This window comes from Ensifer sp. 4252 (assembly GCF_050434565.1).
Classification (GTDB): Bacteria; Pseudomonadota; Alphaproteobacteria; order Rhizobiales; family Rhizobiaceae; genus Ensifer.
The window spans coordinates 1-18,835 of sequence record NZ_JBNDIU010000046.1 but is presented as its reverse complement, the minus strand read 5'-3'; the positions used below and the strand labels follow the sequence as shown (position 1 = coordinate 18,835).

Below are 18,835 nucleotides of genomic sequence, written 5' to 3'. Positions count from 1 at the left end.
TACACAAAACCCCATAGCTCACGGAATGCCGACCGCGGGTTCCTGCATGAGAGGCTTTCGTACGCCTGACGGCACCCGAAACCCTTCACCATTTCCGCCGTTGGGTCGAGTTCTCACACTTCCTGAAAGGAGACGGTCTGCTATCAACTCCAAAATCCGTCGTTTCCCACTTTGCCTAGATGGCTGTCAGAGAGCGAAACATTGATTTGACGGGTCGTCGGTCCAGATCCTTTCAAGGCTCTAGAGAGCCAATCGTTGACTGGGCGGAGCTAGGTGCTCTTGGTCCGCACACTCTCTTCCTCGCGATCTAGCTGACACGGGTATCGATCCAGGCGCGCGTCTGCTCCAGGATCTCGTCGGAAAGCTCGTGATCATCGATTGCCCGCGCGAGGATGACTGCCCCCACCATTGCTGCCCAGCTTCCGATCGCTGCGCGACGCTTTTCGTCCGAACCCCGCTCCGGCAGTGCCTTCTCGATACGGGCGATCTGCGTGCGAAGACCCTCTGTCATGGCGGCCCGTGCTGCAGGTGTCTGGTGGCGAATGGCTGCGGCCAGACCTGCGGTGGGGCAGCCATTGGCCGGATTGTCACGGTGACGAGGTGCCAGATAGGAGCGGACGAAGGCGCTGAAGTCGCCGTCTCCTGCGCTATCCGCAGCAAGGGTATGCGCAAGCGTCTGCGCGACAAGGTCGTCCTTCGAGGTGAAATGGCCATAGAAGCCGCCATGGGTCAGGCCGGCTCCCTTCATGACTTCCGCTACGCTCACGGCATCGAACCCCTTGTCCTTAAACAACCGGCTGGCGACGTCCAGGATCCGGCGTCGGTTCTCCGCCATCTGTTCTCGGCTAACCTTCATTTTCAAAATTCTCCGAAGCCGTCGTTGACATTTACATGATGGCCATCATATTTATTGGCAATCATGATGATGATCATGAATATAGGTTCGATTACAGAAAAGAGCAATCCGATGAGCCAAATTCCTGCAGTTCTCATTACCGGCGCCTCGACCGGCATTGGCGCAATCTATGCCGATCGGTTTGCGCGGCGAGGGCACGACCTCGTGCTGGTCGCCCGCGACGCAGCGCGAATGGAGGCGGTGGCAAGCCGTCTGCGTCAGGAAACCGGTGTGACGATAGACATCCTCCAGGCTGACCTGACGCAAACCACTGATCTGGCCAAGGTCGAGACACGGCTGCGCGACGATGCTCGCATCGGCATCCTCGTCAACAATGCCGGAACGGCCATCGGTGGAACCTTCGTCGAGCAGAGCACCGACGACCTGACCAGACTCGTTGCGCTCAATACGACGGCACTTGTTCGGCTTGCGAGCGCCATTGCCCCGCGGCTTGCCAATGCCGGTGAAGGGGCGATCGTCAATATCGGTTCAGTGGTGGGTTTGGCGCCGGAGTTCGGGATGACGGTTTACGGCGCGACCAAGGCCTTCGCCCTATTCCTGTCTCAGGGGCTCGGCCTCGAACTTGGACCGAAGGGCGTTTACGTCCAGGCGGTGCTTCCCGCCACGACCCGAACCGAGATCTGGGAGCACGTCGGCGCCGACGTCAACGCCATGAACAATGTCATGGAGGTGGGCGACCTGGTCGATGCGGCGCTGGTCGGTTTCGACCGTCGCGAGCCGGTGACCATCCCGCCGCTTCCCGAAGCCGGTCAGTGGGAGGCCTTTGAAGCCGCGCGCAAGACCATGTTCGCCAATTTCGGCAACGCACTTCCTGCCGAACGTTACCGTACGCGCGCCTGAATCCTACGTATTCAACTGATCAATACCGCTGCAGCGGTGACACCATAGGTAGATCATGACCAACAACACGCTTTTCGAGCCCTACGCTCTCGGCTCCATGACCCTTTCCAATCGGATCGTCATGGCGCCCCTGACACGCAACCGCGCCGGTCCGGGCTTTGTGCCGGGGGACATTACCGCAGAGTATTACCGCCAGCGCGCTTCTGCCGGGCTGATCATTTCCGAGGCTACCCAGATCTCGCAGCAGGGACAGGGCTACCAGGACACACCCGGCATCTATACCCAGGCGCAGATCGACGGTTGGCGCAAAGTTACTGCTGCCGTACACGAGAAGGGTGGGCACATCCTTCTTCAGCTCTGGCATGTCGGCCGCATCAGCCACGTCGACTTTCAGCCCAACGGTGCTCAACCGGTCGCGCCCTCGGCACTTCGGGCAGACACCAAGACCTTCGTCAACAATGCCTTCGTCGACGTTTCGCAACCCCGTGCCCTTGAGATCGATGAACTCGCTGGAATCGTGACCGATTTCCGTCAGGCAGCAGCCAACGCCATCAAGGCCGGTTTCGATGGTGTCGAGGTTCACGGCGCTAATGGCTATCTGCTCGACCAGTTCGCCAAAGACGGCTCGAATGTTCGGACAGACAAATATGGCAGCTCCGTAGAAAACCGCGCCCGCCTCATGCTGGAAGTCACGGCTGCAGTCGTCGAGGAAATCGGCGCCGCGCGCACAGGAATCCGGATCTCGCCGGTCTCGCCCGCCAATGGCATTTCGTGCAGTGATCCCCAGGCTCAGTTCGACTACATCGTCGATCAACTCGACGCGCTTAGCATCGCTTACATCCACGTCGTCGAAGGCGCCACCGGCGGACCACGCGACGTCGCACCATTTGATTTTGGCTCGCTACGCCGCCGCTTCAGCAAGACTTACATCGCCAACAACGGCTATGACCTCGAACTCGCGACGTCGCATCTTGCCAATGACAAGGCGGATCTGTTCGCCTTCGGGCGCCCGTTCATCGCCAATCCGGATCTCGTGGAACGACTGCAAAGCGGCGCGCCGCTGGCGCTGATGATTCCGGCCACGCTCTATGGCGGTGGCGCGGCGGGCTATACCGATTATCCCAGCTTCGCCGAGGCATCAGGAAAGTGAAAGGCTTGGGGCCGTACTTCGGTGCGACCCCGAGCGTACCAGGGGTTTTGGCTTCATCTCCCAGATATGACCATAGATGAAATGGCCCGCGACGCGATGGACATGATCGGCAAGCCGGGATTTGGCACGGTTGATCTGATGGGCTTTTCGCTGAGCGGCTTCGTCGCACAGGATATCGCACTGAAAGCCCCCGGTCTGGTACGCAAGCTGATCTTGACCGGCACTGTCCCGGCCGGTGGAACCGGAATTGCAAGGGTGGGGGCAGTGTCCTGGCCACTGATCATCAAGGGCATGCTAACGCTGCGCGACCCGAAAACCTATCTGTTCTTCAACCTCGACCCCCAATGGTTGCCGCGCAGCCAATGACTTTTTGGCGCGTCTGAAAGAGCGCAAGCTGGATCGCGAAAAGGTCCGACACCCCGTGCCTTCCTGCGCCAGCTTTCCGCTATTCAGGCCTGGGACCGCCAGGCGCCGCAGGATCTGGGCCGGATCCGTATTCCTGTTCTTGTGGCCAATGGCGATAATGACATCATGGTGCCCACATTCAACACTCGCGACATGGCCCGGCGCATTCCAGATGCTGAATTGGTGATCTACGAAGACGCTGGCCACGGCGGGATCTTCCAATACCACGCTGAGTTTGCACCGAAAGCCTTGGGTTTTTTGGCTGCCTGACATGATAAAAGTTTCACACTGGAGAAAGCCCGTGAAAGCCTTCGTCGTCGACAAATACAAGAAGAAGGGCGCGTTGCGTCTGGCCGACATGCCCGATCCCCGGATGGGCGCGGACGATGTTCTGGTGCGTATTCAGGCCACCGCGGTCAACCTTCTGGATTCTAAGGTGCGGGACGGCGAATTCAAGCTGTTCCTGCCGCATCGTCCGCCCTTCATTCTCGGCCACGATCTGGCCGGAACGGTTGTAGCGTCGGCGTGAATGTGCGGCAATTCAAAGCGGGGGATGAGGTTTACGCCCGTCCGCGCGATCACCGGGCTGGCACATTTGCAGAGTTCATTGCGGTTGATGCCGCCGACGTGGCGTTGAAACCTGCGAGCCTTTCCATGGAGCAAGCCGCATCGATCCCGCTGGTCGGACTGACCGCCTGGCAGGCGCTGGTCGAGGTGGGCAAGGTCAAGCCCGGCCAGAAGGTGTTCATTCAGGCCGGTTCCGGCGGGGTTGGGACCTTTGCCATCCAGCTTGCCAAGCATCTTGGCGCCAGTGTGGCCACCACGACCAGTGCGGCGAATATTGACCTGGTTAAAAGCCTCGGCGCTGATGTGGTGATCGACTACAAGACGCAGGATTTCGAACAGGTGCTGTCCGGCTATGATCTGGTGCTGAACAGCCAGGATGCCAAGACGCTGGCAAAGTCGCTGAATGTGCTGAAACCGGGTGGAAAGATGATCTCAATCTCCGGCCCTCCGGATGTTCCCTTTGCTAGATCTCTGGGGCTGAGCCTGTTCCTGCGCTTTGTAGTGCGGATGCTGAGCCGGGGCGTTCTGAAGAAGGCGAAAAGCCGAGGCGTCGAGTATTCCTTCCTGTTCATGCGCGCAGAAGGACAGCAGTTGGCCCAGATCGCCAAGCTGATCGACTCCGGTGTGATCCGTTCGGTCGTGGACAAGGTGTTTCCCTTTGCTCAAACGGCGGAGGCCTTGGCCTATGTCGAGACCGGACGCGCCAAGGGAAAGGTCGTGGTCACCTTCAAGAGGTAGGTCTATGGCCTGCTGCCGGTTATGGGATTTCGCTGTGGCGCAGGGGCCTCTTCTCACCAATCTCGACATATTTGTGTGAGACAACAATTTCGACGAGCGCAGTTGACAACTGCCCCAGTGGTTCAGTTCATCAAATACGACGAACATGGGCAAAAGGTGAACATACTGGTCTGGGATGACCACCTTCTGAATCCCATGGAGGTTATTGAGGCGATTTGGCAGGAGGTACCTGATTTCAAAGAGTCCTACGAACGCCCGACGGACACTTTCGTCAGAATGCGCCGGCGTTTGACGAAGTGGTGGTGCGCGAACTGTTGGTCAATGCCCTAGTTCACCGGCCCTATACGCAACGAAGCGACATATTCCTGAACTTGCACCCGGATCGACTGGAGGTCGTGTATCCGGGGTTGCTTTCTCTCGGCGTCACCGCACAGAACGTGCTGCACACCACCGTGCGCCGCAACGAGTATTAGCTCGACTTTTCCACGATCTCTGGCTGATGGAGCGGGAAGGCAGCGGTTACGATAAGATTTATGAGTGCTGCTGTCTCATGGTCGCCCGGCGCCCGAACTGGTCGAGGGTCACGATCGAGTGCAATCGGCGGCCCAACGCTCGGGCGCTTCCGTAAGCTAATCCCAGAACGGAAATGCGCCCAAGAGCAGCGCCAAGATGGGGCGGCCACAATTCAGAGCTCCGCGGTCCGACGCTGGTCTAACGCCAAGTTATTTGAGATATTGAGTACGGTAGGTCGCCTGATCTGCCCAATCATCGAGGGAGGATGTACTATGCCACTGTTCATAACCACAGGGTGCTATACAGCCACGTCAGCGAAGGGAATGATTAATAGTCCATCGGACCGAGAAAAGGCGGCCCGTGGCATCATGGAAGCAGCGGGCGGGAAACTGCATTCCTTCTACGTCACGACCGGCGAAACCGATTGGATGGCAATCACGGAATTCGACGATGGCGCTGACCTGGTCCCTGCACTTCTCGTAGTTGGCGCATCGGGAGCCGTCTCGAATGTCAAAACCGTGCGAGCCTACACGGGCGTGGAATTCAAGGCTGCGCAAGAGAAGGCGGGCAAAATCGCATCTTCCTACAAGTCCCCGGTAAAATAAGCAGACCACTGGTCGAAACGTATCTGGCAGCGGACCGAACCTCCGCTGCCAGAAACGATGTGTTGGCGCGCGATGCGGCCGCGATCGAGCGCACGGTCAGTTCGATCGTGGCAGGCGCCCGCGAGCTGCTCGTTTCGCTGGGAGCATCTTCTTTGTGATCGCGAGGAGGTAGCAGCAAAGGCGCTCGCGAGAACGGCTATCCGGTTCGCATAACCGCCAACCATCCTGCTCATGTACAGACTCGAGCCGCGAACGAACGCCTGTCCATGACGATCGTCGACCAAGCCGCGGGGCATTCGCGGCGCGGCCAATTGTGGGACGGTCAAGACATATCTCGGATTCCTTCTATTGAGTTCCGCGATGTTCCGTCTTAAAACGGATGGCGCAAAAGCCGAGCCTTAATCTGTTTCCCGTTCGCCTCAACGAGGGACCGACGATGCAAACGATACTCGTGTCCCGCTTGCCAACCGGCGTAAATTCCCTTCGTCCCGCGCCAACCGCAATCGTTCAAGCCGGCGCCATTTGCTATCGCAGGGCGCGTGGAGCAGATGGATATGATGTGCTGCTGATTTCGGGTAAGAGCACCGGGCGCTGGGGCATCCCGAAGGGACACTTGGAAACCGGAGAAACTACGAAGGCAGCCGCTGCCCGTGAGGCATTTGAAGAGGCGGGCGTCGTTGGAGTTCCCACAGAACACTCAGTGGGTGGATTTACTTACTACAAGGATAGCAGCGCTCTAGTCTACCGGGTTCGCGTACACCTGATAACCGTGCGCTCGATCGCTCGTTCCTTCCGGAATAGCAGATCACCAGTCGCCTACTGGCCGCAAACCGGTCATTCACGCATTGCAAATCTGTGTCCGCTTGGAGCGTTGAAGAGACAAATAAGCTTCTCCACTGGCGGTTCAATTAGCTCACCGTCGCGAGCTCACGCGCGAGTTCCAAGAACGCCCTGACCCCGGCTGACAGATTTCGGCGCCCAGGGTAGTAAAGGCAAAGCCCCGGATATGGTGGCGTCCAGTCTTCCAGTACACGGACGACGCGCCCCGCCTCAATGTCCGGGAAAATGTCTTGCTCGAAGATGTAGCCTATACCGGCGCTTTCCAGGACAGCGGTTCTTGTGAGGCTAGCCTCGTCCAGCGATATCGGGCCGCGTGCATCGATTTGCACCTGCTCCCCGTCCTTCTCGAAACGCCATCGAAACAGGGAGCCATCGGGCAGGCGAACGCGAATGCATCGATGGCTGAGAAGATCGGGAGGGACCACCGGCCTCCCATGCCTCTCGAAGTATTCAGGAGACCCAACCACAGCATGTCGCTGGGGCCGGCCGAGCGAAACGGCAATCATGTCGCTGGGAACGAGGCCCGCAACCCTGACTCCCAGATCAAACCCGTCCTTGACGATATCGACCATCTTTCCTTCAGTTACAATATCGACATTCATGTCGGGATAGCGGCGCAGGAACTCAAGCACGAGCGGCGAGATGATTGCGCGCGCCGCGAACGGCGCCGCGTTGATCCGTAGTGTTCCGGAAGGTGTCTCACGTTGCGCACGCACCGAATCCAAAGCGGCATAGAGATCCTGGAGCGACGGCGCCACCTGCTGCACAAAGAGCCTGCCGGCATCCGTCAGCGACACGCTGCGTGTGGTGCGGTTGAACAATCGCACCCCAAGCTCCGCCTCAAGCCTGCCTATTGTGTGGCTCAACGCTGTCGTAGACATGCCGAGATCGATGGCCGCTGCGCGGAATGTGCCGCGCCGGGCAATAGCGATGACCGCTTCAAGTTCCTTCAGGTTGGCTTGTTCCATTGTCCCGATCTGTTCATTCCTGCATGCCGGCTTATCCCACTTATCTACGCAATGGTCGAGCGCTACTATTGGGTCAGCCAGTGAGGAGAAACACAATGGATATGCCCGATATCGTGAACATGTACTTTAACGCTGACAGCGGCAGCAACGCGGATGCGCTGTCGGACACCTTTGCGATCGAAGCCGTTGTCGAAGATGAGGGATCGCGCCATCAAGGCGTCGTCGCAATCCGTGAATGGTGGGCGGCTGCGAAGAAGGCGACGCAGTACGTTTCTGAACCTTTGGAATCCACCGTTGACGGCAACAAAGTGCTCGCCCGAGCCAAAGTTAGCGGCCAGTTTCCCGGCAGTCCGGTGACGCTCTCATATGCCTTCACCATCAAGGACGGCAAGATCGCTAGGCTGGAGATCCGGTGATGACAGACTTTCTCAACCTGAGAGGCAAACGAGCCCTCATTACTGCTGGAACCAAGGGCGCCGGGGCTGCGACCGTCAGCCTGTTTCGGGAACTCGGCGCGCAGGTGTTGACGACCGCGCGGGCGCGTCCTGAGAACCTGCCGGAAGAATTGTTTGTCGAGGCCGATCTCACGACTGAAGAGGGGTGCGCGGCCGTCGCGGACGTTGCGCGTCAACGTCTCGGCAACATCGATATCATCGTTCATATGCTGGGTGGCTCGTCAGCAGCCGGCGGTGGCTTTGGGGCGCTAACTGATGCCGAGTGGCACAAAGAAATGTCTCTCAATCTTTTTCCCGCTGTTCGACTCGATCGCGAGCTGGTTCCAGACATGGTCGAACGGGGAACCGGTGTAGTTGTGCATGTCACGTCCATCCAAAGAGTGCTGCCTCTCCCGGAAGCGACCACGGCTTATGCCGCAGCCAAGGCGGCACTCTCGACTTATAGCAAGGCCATGTCCAAGGAGGTATCGCCCAAGGGCGTCCGCGTCGTGCGAGTGTCTCCGGGTTGGATCGAAACGGAAGCGTCCGTTCACTTGGCCCAGCGCTTGGCGGACAAGGCGGGTACGGACCTTGAGGGTGGCAAGAAGATCATCATGGATAGTTTGGGCGGAATACCTCTCGGGCGCCCGGCCAAGCCCACGGAAGTGGCAAACCTGATTGCCTTCCTGGCATCGGATCGCGCTGCATCGATCACAGGTACCGAGTACACCATCGATGGAGGAACTGTGCCAACAGCTTAGGATCGAGACGCCGTCACAGATCAAGCGGGCGAGTCCCATCCGCCGATCTGTGAATAGATGGCGTCGCGGAGATTCCGGACATCGCGATTCAAAGATGCCAACTCCTGGGGCCTCTGTGTAGAGGTTGCGAGCAATGTGTCGCTGAGGCAACCGGCCCTGTGCTGCAACGTGCGTCCCTCGTTCGTCAATGCAACGACAACCTGCCGCTCATTGCTCGGATTTCGCGTCCGTCGCAGCAAGCCTAATGTTTCCAGCCGCTTCAGAAGCGGCGTAAGCGTGCTGGATTCCAGAGCGAGGGTATGGGCGATGGCACCAACCGTCTGCTCGTCCTCGCGCCAGAGAACGTTGAGCACGAGGTACTGCGGATATGTCAAACCCAACTCGTCGAGCGCCTGCTTGTAGGCACGCTGAATAGCGATGCCAGCGGTGTAGATTGCGTAGCAGAGCTGATCGTGAAGCGGCGGTGGGGGGTTATGTCGTTTCGTCATTTTGAGCTCCTGTCGGCTCAGAAATAGCGAAAAGAACTGCAAAAAACAATATCGCGGTAAATGATGTTGACACGAAATATGAAATCTGACAGCTTACAGTTATCACGATAACACTTATCGCACAAACAACGAGGAGAAAGTCATGATCACCAGGACCGTATTGGCCGCCGTCGCAGCCGTAGCCGCAATATCCGCCGCAGTGCCTGCGAATGCTGCGGACACGATCCCTAAAAACCAGGCGGTGAAGAACGTTGTCCTCGTTCACGGTGCTTTCGCCGATGGTTCCGGCTGGAGGGGCGTCTACGACAATCTCACGAAGCGTGGATATCGTGTCACCATCGTCCAGAATCCGTTGACCTCCCTCGACGACGACGTTGCCGCCACCAAGCGTGCGCTTGAGCGGCAAGATGGACCCGCCATTCTGGTAGGCCATTCATGGGGTGGAACAGTCATTACGGAAGCCGGCATTGATACGAAGGTCGCGGGACTGGTTTACGTCTCCGCGCTCTCACCGGACGCAGGCGAGACGACGGCCCAGCAGTATGAAGGTTTTGCCCCGGCATCCGAATTCGTCATCGAAACCACGAAAGATGGATTTGGGTATGTTAACCCTGGAAAATTCAAAGCTGGATTTGCGAGTGACGCCAGCGACACCGACGTCGCATTCATGCGGGATTCGCAGGTCCCAATCAACATGTCTGCGTTTGGCGCGAAGCTGGAAAATGCTGCCTGGCGAACCAAGCCAAGCTGGGCCGTCATCGCCACAGAGGACAAAGCATTTGATCAGGCCATGCTGATCCATATGGCAGAGCGGATTAAAGCCAAGATCACCAAGGTCTCAGCAAGCCACGCTCTGTTCATGACGCAGCCAACGGTGGTCGCGGACACCATCGACGAAGCAGCGAAAACTGTTTCGGCGCAGTAAGGATGGTCATTCGAGCTTTATCATCGGGACAGGCATTCCTGTTCCGATGATCGGATGCTGGGACGTCCTCACCTCCCACCACGCTCGGCTCTACAGCCAGTATGGAAAACCAGTCGATCTTCAATTGAGATCGATTGCATCTCCGAGCCAATAGCGCTCACGGCCATTTCTTGCAATTTCAGCCCACCAATTCACAAAGGTAACCCCGTGGATCAGAACACACATGACATAAACCGACACGAAAATCCGGCACCACAACATCGTGAGGTTCCAGCCGATTTTGACTTTATAGTATGTGGAGCCGGATCCAGTGGTTCCGTCGTTGCCGCCCGACTGGCAGAATGCGGAAACGCCCGCGTCTTGCTTCTTGAGGCTGGCGGAGACGATGCGGCCGAGTCCGTTGTAAACCCGTCGCAATGGCCACTCAATCTCGGTACGAACCGTGACTGGGGTTTCGTTGGAGAGCCGGCGCCTGAGCTCTACGGTAGGCGGCTTCCTCTCAGCATGGGCAAGGGTCTGGGTGGTGGGTCGAGTATCAATGTCATGGTCTGGGCGCGGGGCCACAAGGAAGACTGGAATCATTTCGCGGCTGAAGCGGGCGATGAAGCCTGGGGTTATGAATCGGTTCTCGGCTACTATCGGCGGATTGAAGACTGGCGCGGCACGCCGGATGCGGTACGCCGCGGCGCTGGAGGACCGGTATATGTCCGCCAACCGCGTTCGCCACAGCCAATCGCAAAGGCTCTGCTGAACGCTGCATCGGCGATGGGCATTCCGGTATTCGACACTCCAAACGGCGAACTGGTGGAAAGTGCCGGAGGTGCATCGATCGCAGAACTGCGCATCCGGGATGGCAAGCGGGAGTCCGTATTCGGATCTTATGTTCGTCCGCTCATGTCACGACCAAACCTTACGGTCGTAACCGACGCGTTGGTCACGCGCCTCATCTTCGATGGCAAACGGGCGACAGGCGTCGAGGCTCTCGTCAATGGTCAGCGGCGTGCGTTCACTGCGCGATGCGAAACGGTATTGTCGCTGGGTGCGATCAACACGCCAAAGGTGCTGATGCAGTCAGGCATTGGCCCGAAGGACGAGCTGAAAGCTCACGGGATATCTGTCGTGCAGCATCTCCCTGGTGTGGGTCGAAATCATCAAGATCATCTCGCGTTCGGCTGCACGTGGGCATATCGAAAGCCGGAAGGCGTCGGCGGGGGAGGCTGCGAAGCAAAACTCTATTGGAAAAGCGACTCCCGCCTCTCTCAGCCGGACATTCTTCAGTGCCAGTTGGAGTTCGCCGTACCTTCGCCGGCAGAGACAGGTCTGGAAATTCCGGCGCATGGCTGGACGATGTTTTCAGGGCTTGCGCAGCCGAAAAGCCGTGGCCGGCTGAGGCTCTCCGGCCCCAATACAAACGACCCTATCCTAATTGAACCAAATTCTCTCAGTGAGCCGGAAGACATGGCTGCCGCCTTGGCGGCGGTTGAGCTGTGTCGCGAACTCGGAAATAGCGACGCCTTCACGCCGCTGGTCACGAGCGAGGCAGCTCCGGGCACACGCGACCGGGCAGGGATGATCGATTTCATCCGAAAGTCGGCCGTCACTTACTGGCACCAGTCCTGCACGGCCAAAATGGGACGGGACAGCATGTCCGTGGTCAATAACGAGCTCAAGGTCTACGGGATTGAAAGTCTTCGTATCGCAGATGCCTCGATCATGCCGCGTATCACCACCGGAAACACGATGGCACCGTGTGTCGTCATCGGAGAGCGCGCAGGCGATTTGATCAGGAAGACGCATGGTCTTGCTGACTGGAGTGGTGTCGCTCCATTCGCCTGAAGATGCTTTAGAAGAGCTCAGCGGCCGCGCTGGGCGGTGAGGTCCGGCCTGGCTTCCAGACGCCTGCTTGAGCGCTCTTACGCAGGGCACCTGGAACGCGGTACCAAGAACCCGACGATTGTCACCCTCGAAAAGCTTGCCCTGGCACTGGAATGTGAGATCGCTGAACTGTTTAAGAAAATTCCAGAGGGAACGACTGCCATCGAGCCACTCAAGAGTGGCCGGCGGCGACCGGCGGCGAGAAGCGCCAGGTGACCTCGTTTTAGCACTACTTTGGCAGAATTGATTTTGGGGTCATTTGGAACCTAATACGGCAGTGTGGACATCGTTGTGGTGGATGGTGGTTTGATAGCGCGACTATGACCGCGCGTCGGATGGCTGGCAGTGTCGGTTTAGGCGGGCCGTGCCTCTTGGTTTTTTTCCCGCTTGGCCTGGTGTAGGCGCTGATGTTGCAGGAAGGCATAAGCGATCATTGTCATCAGCGCGTGTCGATGCAGACCTTGCCATGATCGGCCTTCGAAGTGATCGAGGCCGAGTTCTTCTTTCATTTGTTGATGCGCCTGCTCGCAGACCCATCGGGCTTTGATGGCAGCCGCCAGCTGCTTTAACGTCGCTTCGGCCGGCAGATTGGAGAGATAGTATTTGCGTTCGTCGTTCGAGCGCCATTCGCCCACCAGCCACGCCTCTTCGCCCGGCATATGCTGCTGTCCCTTGTCGAGGATACGTTGCGGGCTACCATCAGCGATCCGAATACGGGCGACAGCGAAGCGCGCGGCCAATCGGCTTTTCGTGCCACGACGCCAGCTGACCTTCTTCCAGGTTGAATCTGCAAGGAGAGTTTCGGCTGCGCTCGATAAGGTGTCGGGGATCGAATGCTTGCGCGGTCTTCCATGGCCGGCGACAGGAAAGATCAATGCGACATCATGGGGATAGACCTTTTGATGTTTGGGAATGCCGACTGCCCAAGTGAGGCCCCGTGCACTGAGCCCCTGGCGAAACGCAGCCGATAAACCATAGCCAGCATCGGCAAGCACGGTGCCAAACCGTACGCCCGCCGCAATCAGCCGATCGATCTCGTCGAGCGCAATCTCCGGCTTGGTGCGAGATAAGCGCATCTCCTCGGGAACACCGGCCTTAGCCATCCGATCGTGGTCACTAGTCCAACTCGCGGGCAGGAATAGCCGCAGACCCACCGGAACGGGAACCTCGTCGCGTGCCAGCGTCAATGACACCAGCGTCTGGCAATTGGCGCGTTTGCCTAGCATCGACGCATATTGCGGTGCGACCCCGACAGAATGATCGCCCTTCTTCGGCAGACCGGTGTCGTCGATCACCAGAAACGCATCAGAGGCTCCAACCAGTCTGTCGGCCTGCACCGCCAATTCCGCCTCCAGCGGACCGGCGTCCCAAATACCATCCGAGATAAAATGATGCAGGCGGTCGTAACGATCAGGCGCGAGGCGTTCCGCCATTGGCTCAATGCTTTTGCGATCACCAGGCCCAATCAGACCCGAAATATACACCGGGCACATTTGCCGCCGCTTTTTATGACCGAGTTTCTCCACGAATGGCTTCAGCCAATTCGTCAGTGCAACATCCTGCTCCACCATCCATCGCACCCCTGCTGGAGCGCCAAAGATGGTCGAACATCGTTAACTGAGGATTAATCTGCCAAAGTAGTGTTAGGTGCTGTCGCTCAACGTTTTGGGGGATCGCTAAAGGGCCTCGAACGGGGCGGGAACATCCACAGGACGAAACGGGGAACCCTACTCCTAATCCACGAGAGGAGGAACGAACGGCGATTGCTCAGCCTGCCGTGCACTCCTGAACGCCTGTTGACGGCATGGCGAATGCATGCGCTGAGGATCGCCCGGTTGTTTTCGACGAAAAATCGCTTCATCCGAATGCTGTTGCAGTCGATACATTATGCGATCCGAAATGAACGAAAACCGGAACAGGGCGTAGACATCCCGCCGGAAGCCCAGTGTGTTCTGGTTATGCTGCGTTCAGTCGCCATGCGTCCTAGCCAGCGGCGATGGGTTCATCAGTATCCTGCCTCTGGAAGTGATCGACCAGGAATCGGGCCGCAGGACCCGGGGGCGTGTCTGTTCGGTAAATCGCCTGAAGGCGATATGGGCCGCCCCGGCAATCCGGAAGGTCGAGCTGCACGAGACGCCCCGCCTCGATATCATCACGTACCATCGGTTCGGGCATGTTGCCCCAGCCAATGCCTTCCTTGAGAAGCATATGTTTTGCCCCCAGATCGGCGAGGCGCCACGTGTGATTTCCGACAACAGCGAACTCATGTCCCTGGGTGAGGGGCGATCTGTCGGTGAGAACCAGCTGGATGTGTCCTCGCGCGGCCCCCGGCGGATGTGAGTCACCCGCTAAAGGATGGGCGGGCGATGCAACCGGTATGAGCTTGACGAACCCCACCCCAATGCGTTCCAGCCCGGCGATTTCTACATCGAGCGGGCCGCTGATGCCGATCACGGCGGTTCGGTTCAGCACCATCTGAGTGACCGCCCCCAAGGCTTCAACATAGAGGCGAAGGGAGACGCTCGGAAACTTCTTGCGGAACGCCTTGAGCGCGTCCATGACGCGGGCGGCTGGCAGCATGACATCGAGCGCAAGATGAACCTCCGGCTCAACACCGCGCAGCATGCTTTTCACCTTCGCACGAAGATTATCGATTCCATGCGCGACACTCTTAGCCTCAGCTAATACGGTTCGGCCCTCCAATGTGAGCTGCGGTTTTTTGGTGGATAGCCGATCAAATAGCGTCACGCCCAGCTGCGCTTCAAGATTGGCGATCGTGTAACTGATCACTGAGGTTGCCCGGTTCAGTCTGCGAGAAGCGGCGGCGAAGCTGCCTTCGTCAACCACCGTGATGAAGACTTTGAGCTGATCCAGCGTAGGTTGGCCAGGGCCCGACATTTCGAATTCCTCGATCGTTTTCGCCGAAATTATCTGAGTTTTCCGAAACGTCCAGGGGTCTTACCTTCAGCTTATCGCAATTCAACCGCCGGAGCTGACAATGTCTTATTTGTCGAACGCTGACATCGAACAGGTCATCCTTCCTTCGACGCGAGACCTCGGCGGTTTCTCCGTCCGCCGCGCACTTCCTGCCGCGATGCGTCAGATGGTAGGGCCATTCATATTCCTCGACAGCTTCGGCCCGGTGCGTTTTGGCGCTGGTGAGGGGATCGATACCCGCCCTCACCCGCATATCGGTCTTTCCACGCTCACCTATCTTCTTGAAGGCAAGCTGCTGCATCGTGACAGCGAGAGCTACGTGCAGCCGATCAGCCCGGGTGAAGTCAATCTGATGGTCGCCGGCTCCGGTATTGTTCACTCCGAGAGGACACCGGAGCACATCCGAAAGGACGGAGGCAAACTTACCGGCCTACAGAGCTGGATCGCTCTTCCGAAACAATCGGAAGAAACAGCACCGCTGTTCCAGCATCTCGACGCCAGTGAATTTCCAACTGTCAGTGGCGAAGGCATTAACATGAAGCTTCTCGCCGGCACCCTGCACGGCCGCCGCTCACCTGCAAAAACCTTTTCCGATCTATTTTCCGCGGAGATCCAGCTTCAGGCAGGCGCGCGGTACAGGATCGACGGCGAGCATATCGAGCGAGCGATCTTCGTCGTCAGTGGTGCGATCGAGATCATCGACCAGAACGGGATCCACGGCCCCGATCGTCTTATCGTCTTCAAACCCGGATCCGAAATCGTCGTGAAGGCGATAGAGCCAGCTCGCTTTCTCGCCTTCGGAGGCGAGCCGCTCCCGGAAAAGCGGTTCATCCGCTGGAATTTTGTTGCCACGGACGAGGAGCGCATTCGCTATGCCGCCAGCCTGTGGCGCGAACGGCAATTTCCCGGCGTGCCGGGCGACGACGAGTTCATTCCACTCCCCGACAACTTCAACTGAAGATCTCAGCATATCAAGGAGAACACCATGACTACATATGCAATCATTGGTTCAGGCGCCATCGGCTCTGCACTTGCAGAACGTTTCCATGCCGCAGGCATTGATGCTGTCATCGCCAACACGCGCGGTCCGGCTTCGCTTCAGTCGATCACCGACAGGATCGGCAGCACGGTGAAGGCTGTGGAACTTGAGCAGGCTCTTCAGTCCGACGTCGTTATTTTGGCAGTGCCGTATGACGCCGTACCGGAAGTCGCCAAGAGAAAGACAGCCTGGGGTGGTCGCACCATCGTCGACGCGACGAACGCTATCGACTTCCCTGCGTTCAAGCCGCGCGATCTCGGCGGCCGCCTGTCTTCGGAAATTGTCGCCGAGCGCTTCCCAGGAGCTGAGCTCGTGAAAGCTTTCAACACGCTCCCGGCAGCTGTTCTGGCTGCGGATCCGGTCAAGGAAAGCGGTAGACGCGTGTTGTTCCTGTCCGGCAATTTTCCGGAAGCGAGCAAGAAGGTCGCTGACCTGATCGCTCGCCTGGGTTTTGCACCGTCCGATCTCGGCAGCTTCAAAGCCTCCGGTACTCTGCAGCATTTCGCACAGCCGCTAGTCGCTCTGAACCTGCTGAAGGATTGACGATCGGAGCCGCCCGCCCGCCGGGCGGCATCCCTCGTGGGTCCACGAGCTCGCTATGCTGCTTGAAGAGCATCTGGCTGGGTGAAGCGTACTTCCACTCGAACCAGTGCGATCGTCGGAAAACGCGACTCAAATTCCCCACCAGAAAGCCGCTACCGATCGGGCTGGCGACTGAGTTCAGAATAGGCTGAACTGGTTGTCGGCGGCATCGAATGCCGCTAGTTTTCTGACAAGCACCGAAATTCGAGAAACAGATGATTGAACGGCTGGCAAGCATCCTGGCAAACAACGCGACGGTCGATGGGGTAACCGAGACCGGAATTGCACGGTTGAACATTCTGCGCTCGACCACACCGAGCGAGCCGATTCCCATCCTTCATAAGCCAGCCGTTTGTATCGTAGCCCAAGGGCGCAAGCAGACGACACTTGCGGACGAGGCTTACGTCTACGAGCCGATGCAGTTCCTCATTGTGAGCGTTGATCTGCCAATCGTTGGCCAGATCCTCGGCGCCTCCCGCGATCAACCCTATCTGTGTCTGCGCCTTGATCTTGAGCCCGCAGCGATCGCCGATGTGCTCGGTGCAGCCATTCCCGGAAGTATCCGCAACGAGGAACCGCAGCGTGGCATCGCGGTCAGCGATGTGCCGATAGAGCTCCTTGGCGCGGTCATCCGCCTGGCGGAACTGCTCGACTCCGGCCGCGCCAGCGATCGAGCGGTCCTGGCACCTCTTGCCGAACGGGATATCATTTACCGCCTGCTTTTGGGCGACCAGGGTGACCGTCTTCGTCAGATCGCGATGGTGGAGAGCAAGCTCAGCCAGATCAAAAAGGCGATCGCGATTATCAAGAGCCAGTATGAGCGAACTCTGCGGGTCGAGGATGTCGCCGCGCAAGTGAACATGAGCGTTTCGTCGTTCCACCAGCACTTCAAAACGGTCACCGCGATGAGCCCGTTGCAGTATCAGAAGCAGATCCGGCTTCAGGAAGCGCGCAGGCTGATGATCGCACAGGCGCTCGATGCCGCTTCCGCCGGCTTCAGCGTCGGTTATGAAAGCCCGTCTCAGTTCTCGCGCGAATATGCGCGAATGTTCGGGCTGCCCCCGAAGAAGGACGTTGAGAAGATGAGGTCGATGCCGGCCACAACGTGGCAATAGGGATTGCGAAACCGAGGCGGCGCTAGAAGCGCCGCCCTTTATCGAATCCTATTCTTCAAGATCAGCCGCTGATGCCTTGCGCAAGCGAGCCGCCTCGACAAAGGGCATTGCTTCAAAGGCGCCGCGTAACCAGCCCCGAATTCGCATTGATCGGTGTAGCCCGAAGATCTGGCAGCGGCTTCAGGCGCTACGCCGAGGGAGATCAGCCGCCGGGCCTAGCGAACGAGAGGTCATGCCAGCATGTCGACGGTTGCGGCTCACGCGGATCCAACATTTCGATTATCTCGAACGTAAGCGACCATTTTATCCGGCTTTTCCGAAATGATCCAGCGCGACATCTTGGCTCCATCGAAACCAAACACTCGACGGAGACAAGCAAATGACTAAGGTTCTCGTTCTCTACTACTCGTCTTACGGCCATATCGAAACCATGGCAGGCGCAATCGCAGAGGGCGCTCGCAGCACCGGCGCAGAGGTCACGATCATGCGGGTGCCGGAGACTGTGCCGCTCGAAATCGCCGACAAGGCTCACTTCAAGATCAATCAGGCTGCGCCGGTCGCGACCGTGGCCGAACTCGCCGATTACGACGCAATCATCGTCGGTACGGGCACCCGCTTCGGCCGCATGTCGTCGCAGATGGCGGCTTTTCTCGATCAGGCCGGGGGCCTTTGGGCGCGCGGTGCCCTGAATGGCAAGGTTGGCGCCGCCTTTGTATCAACGGGAACGCAGCATGGCGGACAGGAGACCACTTTGTTCTCAGTCATTACCAACCTGATGCATTTCGGCATGGTCATCGTCGGCCTGCCCTACAGCCATCAGGGACAGATGAGCATGGAAGAGATTGTTGGCGGCGCCCCTTATGGCGCAACGACCGTGGCCGGAGGCGACGGTTCTCGCCAGCCCTCGCAGATCGATCTTGCAGGTGCATACCATCAGGGCGAGATCGTCGCCCGCACTGCCGCAGCACTCGTCGCAGCACGCGTCTAACCCACCCGAAAAATTCAGCTCCAACCAGACCAGCCGATCGCGATCGGCAGGCAAGGAGGTGGCATGAAAGAGGCCGCGCCCGCTGAGAGAACGGACCACTGAGATGGAGATGATAATGATCGAGGGACAGTCACGCTTCCGGCCTTTCG

General features: G+C 58.4%; 19 protein-coding genes and 2 pseudogenes. 16 read left to right on the top strand and 5 right to left on the bottom strand.

Annotated elements, in window-relative coordinates:
* Window positions 1–307 precede the first annotated feature (307 nt).
* Window positions 308–856: a TetR/AcrR family transcriptional regulator gene (locus ABIE33_RS35045; RefSeq protein WP_429133620.1), complete on the bottom strand. Its 549-nt coding sequence runs from the start codon at window positions 854–856 to the stop codon at window positions 308–310.
* A 111-nt stretch (window positions 857–967) separates the two neighbouring features.
* Here ABIE33_RS35045 and ABIE33_RS35040 point away from each other — a divergent pair, with 111 nt between their 5' ends.
* From ABIE33_RS35040 to ABIE33_RS35010, 7 genes and pseudogenes are all read left to right on the top strand, one after another.
* Window positions 968–1,756, top strand: coding sequence for an SDR family NAD(P)-dependent oxidoreductase (locus tag ABIE33_RS35040; protein WP_429133619.1), 789 nt, complete (start codon window positions 968–970; stop codon window positions 1,754–1,756).
* A 55-nt stretch (window positions 1,757–1,811) separates the two neighbouring features.
* Window positions 1,812–2,906, top strand: a complete 1,095-nt coding sequence (locus tag ABIE33_RS35035; RefSeq protein WP_429133617.1) for an alkene reductase — start codon at window positions 1,812–1,814, stop codon at window positions 2,904–2,906.
* A gap of 66 nt (window positions 2,907–2,972) precedes the next feature.
* A pseudogene (locus ABIE33_RS35030) lies at window positions 2,973–3,581 on the top strand (alpha/beta fold hydrolase); the annotation flags it as partial.
* 31 nt (window positions 3,582–3,612) lie between these two features.
* Window positions 3,613–4,616 (top strand): annotated as a pseudogene (locus ABIE33_RS35025) (NADP-dependent oxidoreductase).
* Between the two features lie 302 nt (window positions 4,617–4,918).
* On the top strand, window positions 4,919–5,089 hold the full coding sequence (locus tag ABIE33_RS35020; RefSeq protein ID WP_429133615.1) for a hypothetical protein: 171 nt from the start codon (window positions 4,919–4,921) through the stop codon (window positions 5,087–5,089).
* A 312-nt stretch (window positions 5,090–5,401) separates the two neighbouring features.
* Window positions 5,402–5,734 carry a GYD domain-containing protein gene (locus ABIE33_RS35015; RefSeq protein WP_429133613.1) on the top strand — a complete coding sequence of 111 codons (333 nt, stop codon included), beginning with the start codon at window positions 5,402–5,404 and terminating at the stop codon, window positions 5,732–5,734.
* 379 nt (window positions 5,735–6,113) lie between these two features.
* On the top strand, window positions 6,114–6,689 hold the full coding sequence (locus ABIE33_RS35010; RefSeq protein WP_429133611.1) for an NUDIX domain-containing protein: 576 nt from the start codon (window positions 6,114–6,116) through the stop codon (window positions 6,687–6,689).
* Here ABIE33_RS35010 and ABIE33_RS35005 read toward each other — a convergent pair.
* Window positions 6,643–7,542: a LysR substrate-binding domain-containing protein gene (locus ABIE33_RS35005; protein ID WP_429133609.1), complete on the bottom strand. Its 900-nt coding sequence runs from the start codon at window positions 7,540–7,542 to the stop codon at window positions 6,643–6,645. The genes ABIE33_RS35010 and ABIE33_RS35005 overlap by 47 nt on opposite strands.
* Before the next feature lie 95 nt (window positions 7,543–7,637).
* On the opposite strand from ABIE33_RS35005, the gene ABIE33_RS35000 reads away from it, so the two are divergent.
* Window positions 7,638–7,958: a nuclear transport factor 2 family protein gene (locus ABIE33_RS35000; RefSeq protein ID WP_429133608.1), complete on the top strand. Its 321-nt coding sequence runs from the start codon at window positions 7,638–7,640 to the stop codon at window positions 7,956–7,958.
* Window positions 7,958–8,737, top strand: a complete 780-nt coding sequence (locus tag ABIE33_RS34995) for an SDR family oxidoreductase (RefSeq protein ID WP_429133606.1) — start codon at window positions 7,958–7,960, stop codon at window positions 8,735–8,737. Before ABIE33_RS35000 ends, ABIE33_RS34995 begins: the two co-directional genes overlap by 1 nt.
* A 20-nt stretch (window positions 8,738–8,757) precedes the next feature.
* Here the strand turns inward: ABIE33_RS34995 and ABIE33_RS34990 are convergent, their stop codons facing one another.
* Entirely contained in the window at window positions 8,758–9,225 is a 468-nt protein-coding gene (locus ABIE33_RS34990; protein ID WP_429133604.1) for a MarR family winged helix-turn-helix transcriptional regulator, read from the bottom strand.
* Window positions 9,226–9,367: 142 nt separating this feature from the next.
* Here ABIE33_RS34990 and ABIE33_RS34985 point away from each other — a divergent pair, with 142 nt between their 5' ends.
* The 3 genes from ABIE33_RS34985 to ABIE33_RS34975 all read left to right on the top strand — a co-directional run bounded on the left by ABIE33_RS34985 (window position 9,368) and on the right by ABIE33_RS34975 (window position 12,241).
* Window positions 9,368–10,150, top strand: coding sequence for an alpha/beta fold hydrolase (locus ABIE33_RS34985; RefSeq protein ID WP_429133602.1), 783 nt, complete (start codon window positions 9,368–9,370; stop codon window positions 10,148–10,150).
* Window positions 10,151–10,357: 207 nt separating this feature from the next.
* On the top strand, window positions 10,358–11,986 hold the full coding sequence (locus tag ABIE33_RS34980; protein ID WP_429133601.1) for a GMC family oxidoreductase: 1,629 nt from the start codon (window positions 10,358–10,360) through the stop codon (window positions 11,984–11,986).
* A 36-nt stretch (window positions 11,987–12,022) separates the two neighbouring features.
* Complete coding sequence (locus ABIE33_RS34975) at window positions 12,023–12,241, top strand: helix-turn-helix domain-containing protein (protein WP_429133599.1); 219 nt, start codon at window positions 12,023–12,025, stop codon at window positions 12,239–12,241.
* A gap of 137 nt (window positions 12,242–12,378) precedes the next feature.
* Here ABIE33_RS34975 and ABIE33_RS34970 read toward each other — a convergent pair whose 3' ends face one another.
* The gene (locus ABIE33_RS34970; RefSeq protein WP_429133597.1) at window positions 12,379–13,596 is read right to left on the bottom strand and encodes an IS701 family transposase; all 1,218 of its coding nucleotides are present in this window, start codon (window positions 13,594–13,596) and stop codon (window positions 12,379–12,381) included.
* 412 nt (window positions 13,597–14,008) lie between these two features.
* Window positions 14,009–14,923, bottom strand: a complete 915-nt coding sequence (locus ABIE33_RS34965) for a LysR family transcriptional regulator (protein ID WP_429133595.1) — start codon at window positions 14,921–14,923, stop codon at window positions 14,009–14,011.
* A 100-nt stretch (window positions 14,924–15,023) separates the two neighbouring features.
* Here ABIE33_RS34965 and ABIE33_RS34960 point away from each other — a divergent pair, with 100 nt between their 5' ends.
* From ABIE33_RS34960 to wrbA, 4 genes are all read left to right on the top strand, one after another.
* A complete protein-coding gene (locus ABIE33_RS34960; RefSeq protein ID WP_429133593.1) occupies window positions 15,024–15,920 on the top strand; it encodes a pirin family protein in 897 nt (298 codons plus the stop codon).
* Between the two features lie 12 nt (window positions 15,921–15,932).
* A complete protein-coding gene (locus ABIE33_RS34955; protein ID WP_429133622.1) occupies window positions 15,933–16,544 on the top strand; it encodes an NADPH-dependent F420 reductase in 612 nt (203 codons plus the stop codon).
* Between the two features lie 254 nt (window positions 16,545–16,798).
* On the top strand, window positions 16,799–17,698 hold the full coding sequence (locus ABIE33_RS34950; protein ID WP_429133592.1) for an AraC family transcriptional regulator: 900 nt from the start codon (window positions 16,799–16,801) through the stop codon (window positions 17,696–17,698).
* A 379-nt stretch (window positions 17,699–18,077) separates the two neighbouring features.
* Window positions 18,078–18,686: an NAD(P)H:quinone oxidoreductase gene (gene wrbA / locus ABIE33_RS34945; RefSeq protein ID WP_429133590.1), complete on the top strand. Its 609-nt coding sequence runs from the start codon at window positions 18,078–18,080 to the stop codon at window positions 18,684–18,686.
* The last annotated feature ends 149 nt before the right edge of the window (window positions 18,687–18,835 follow it).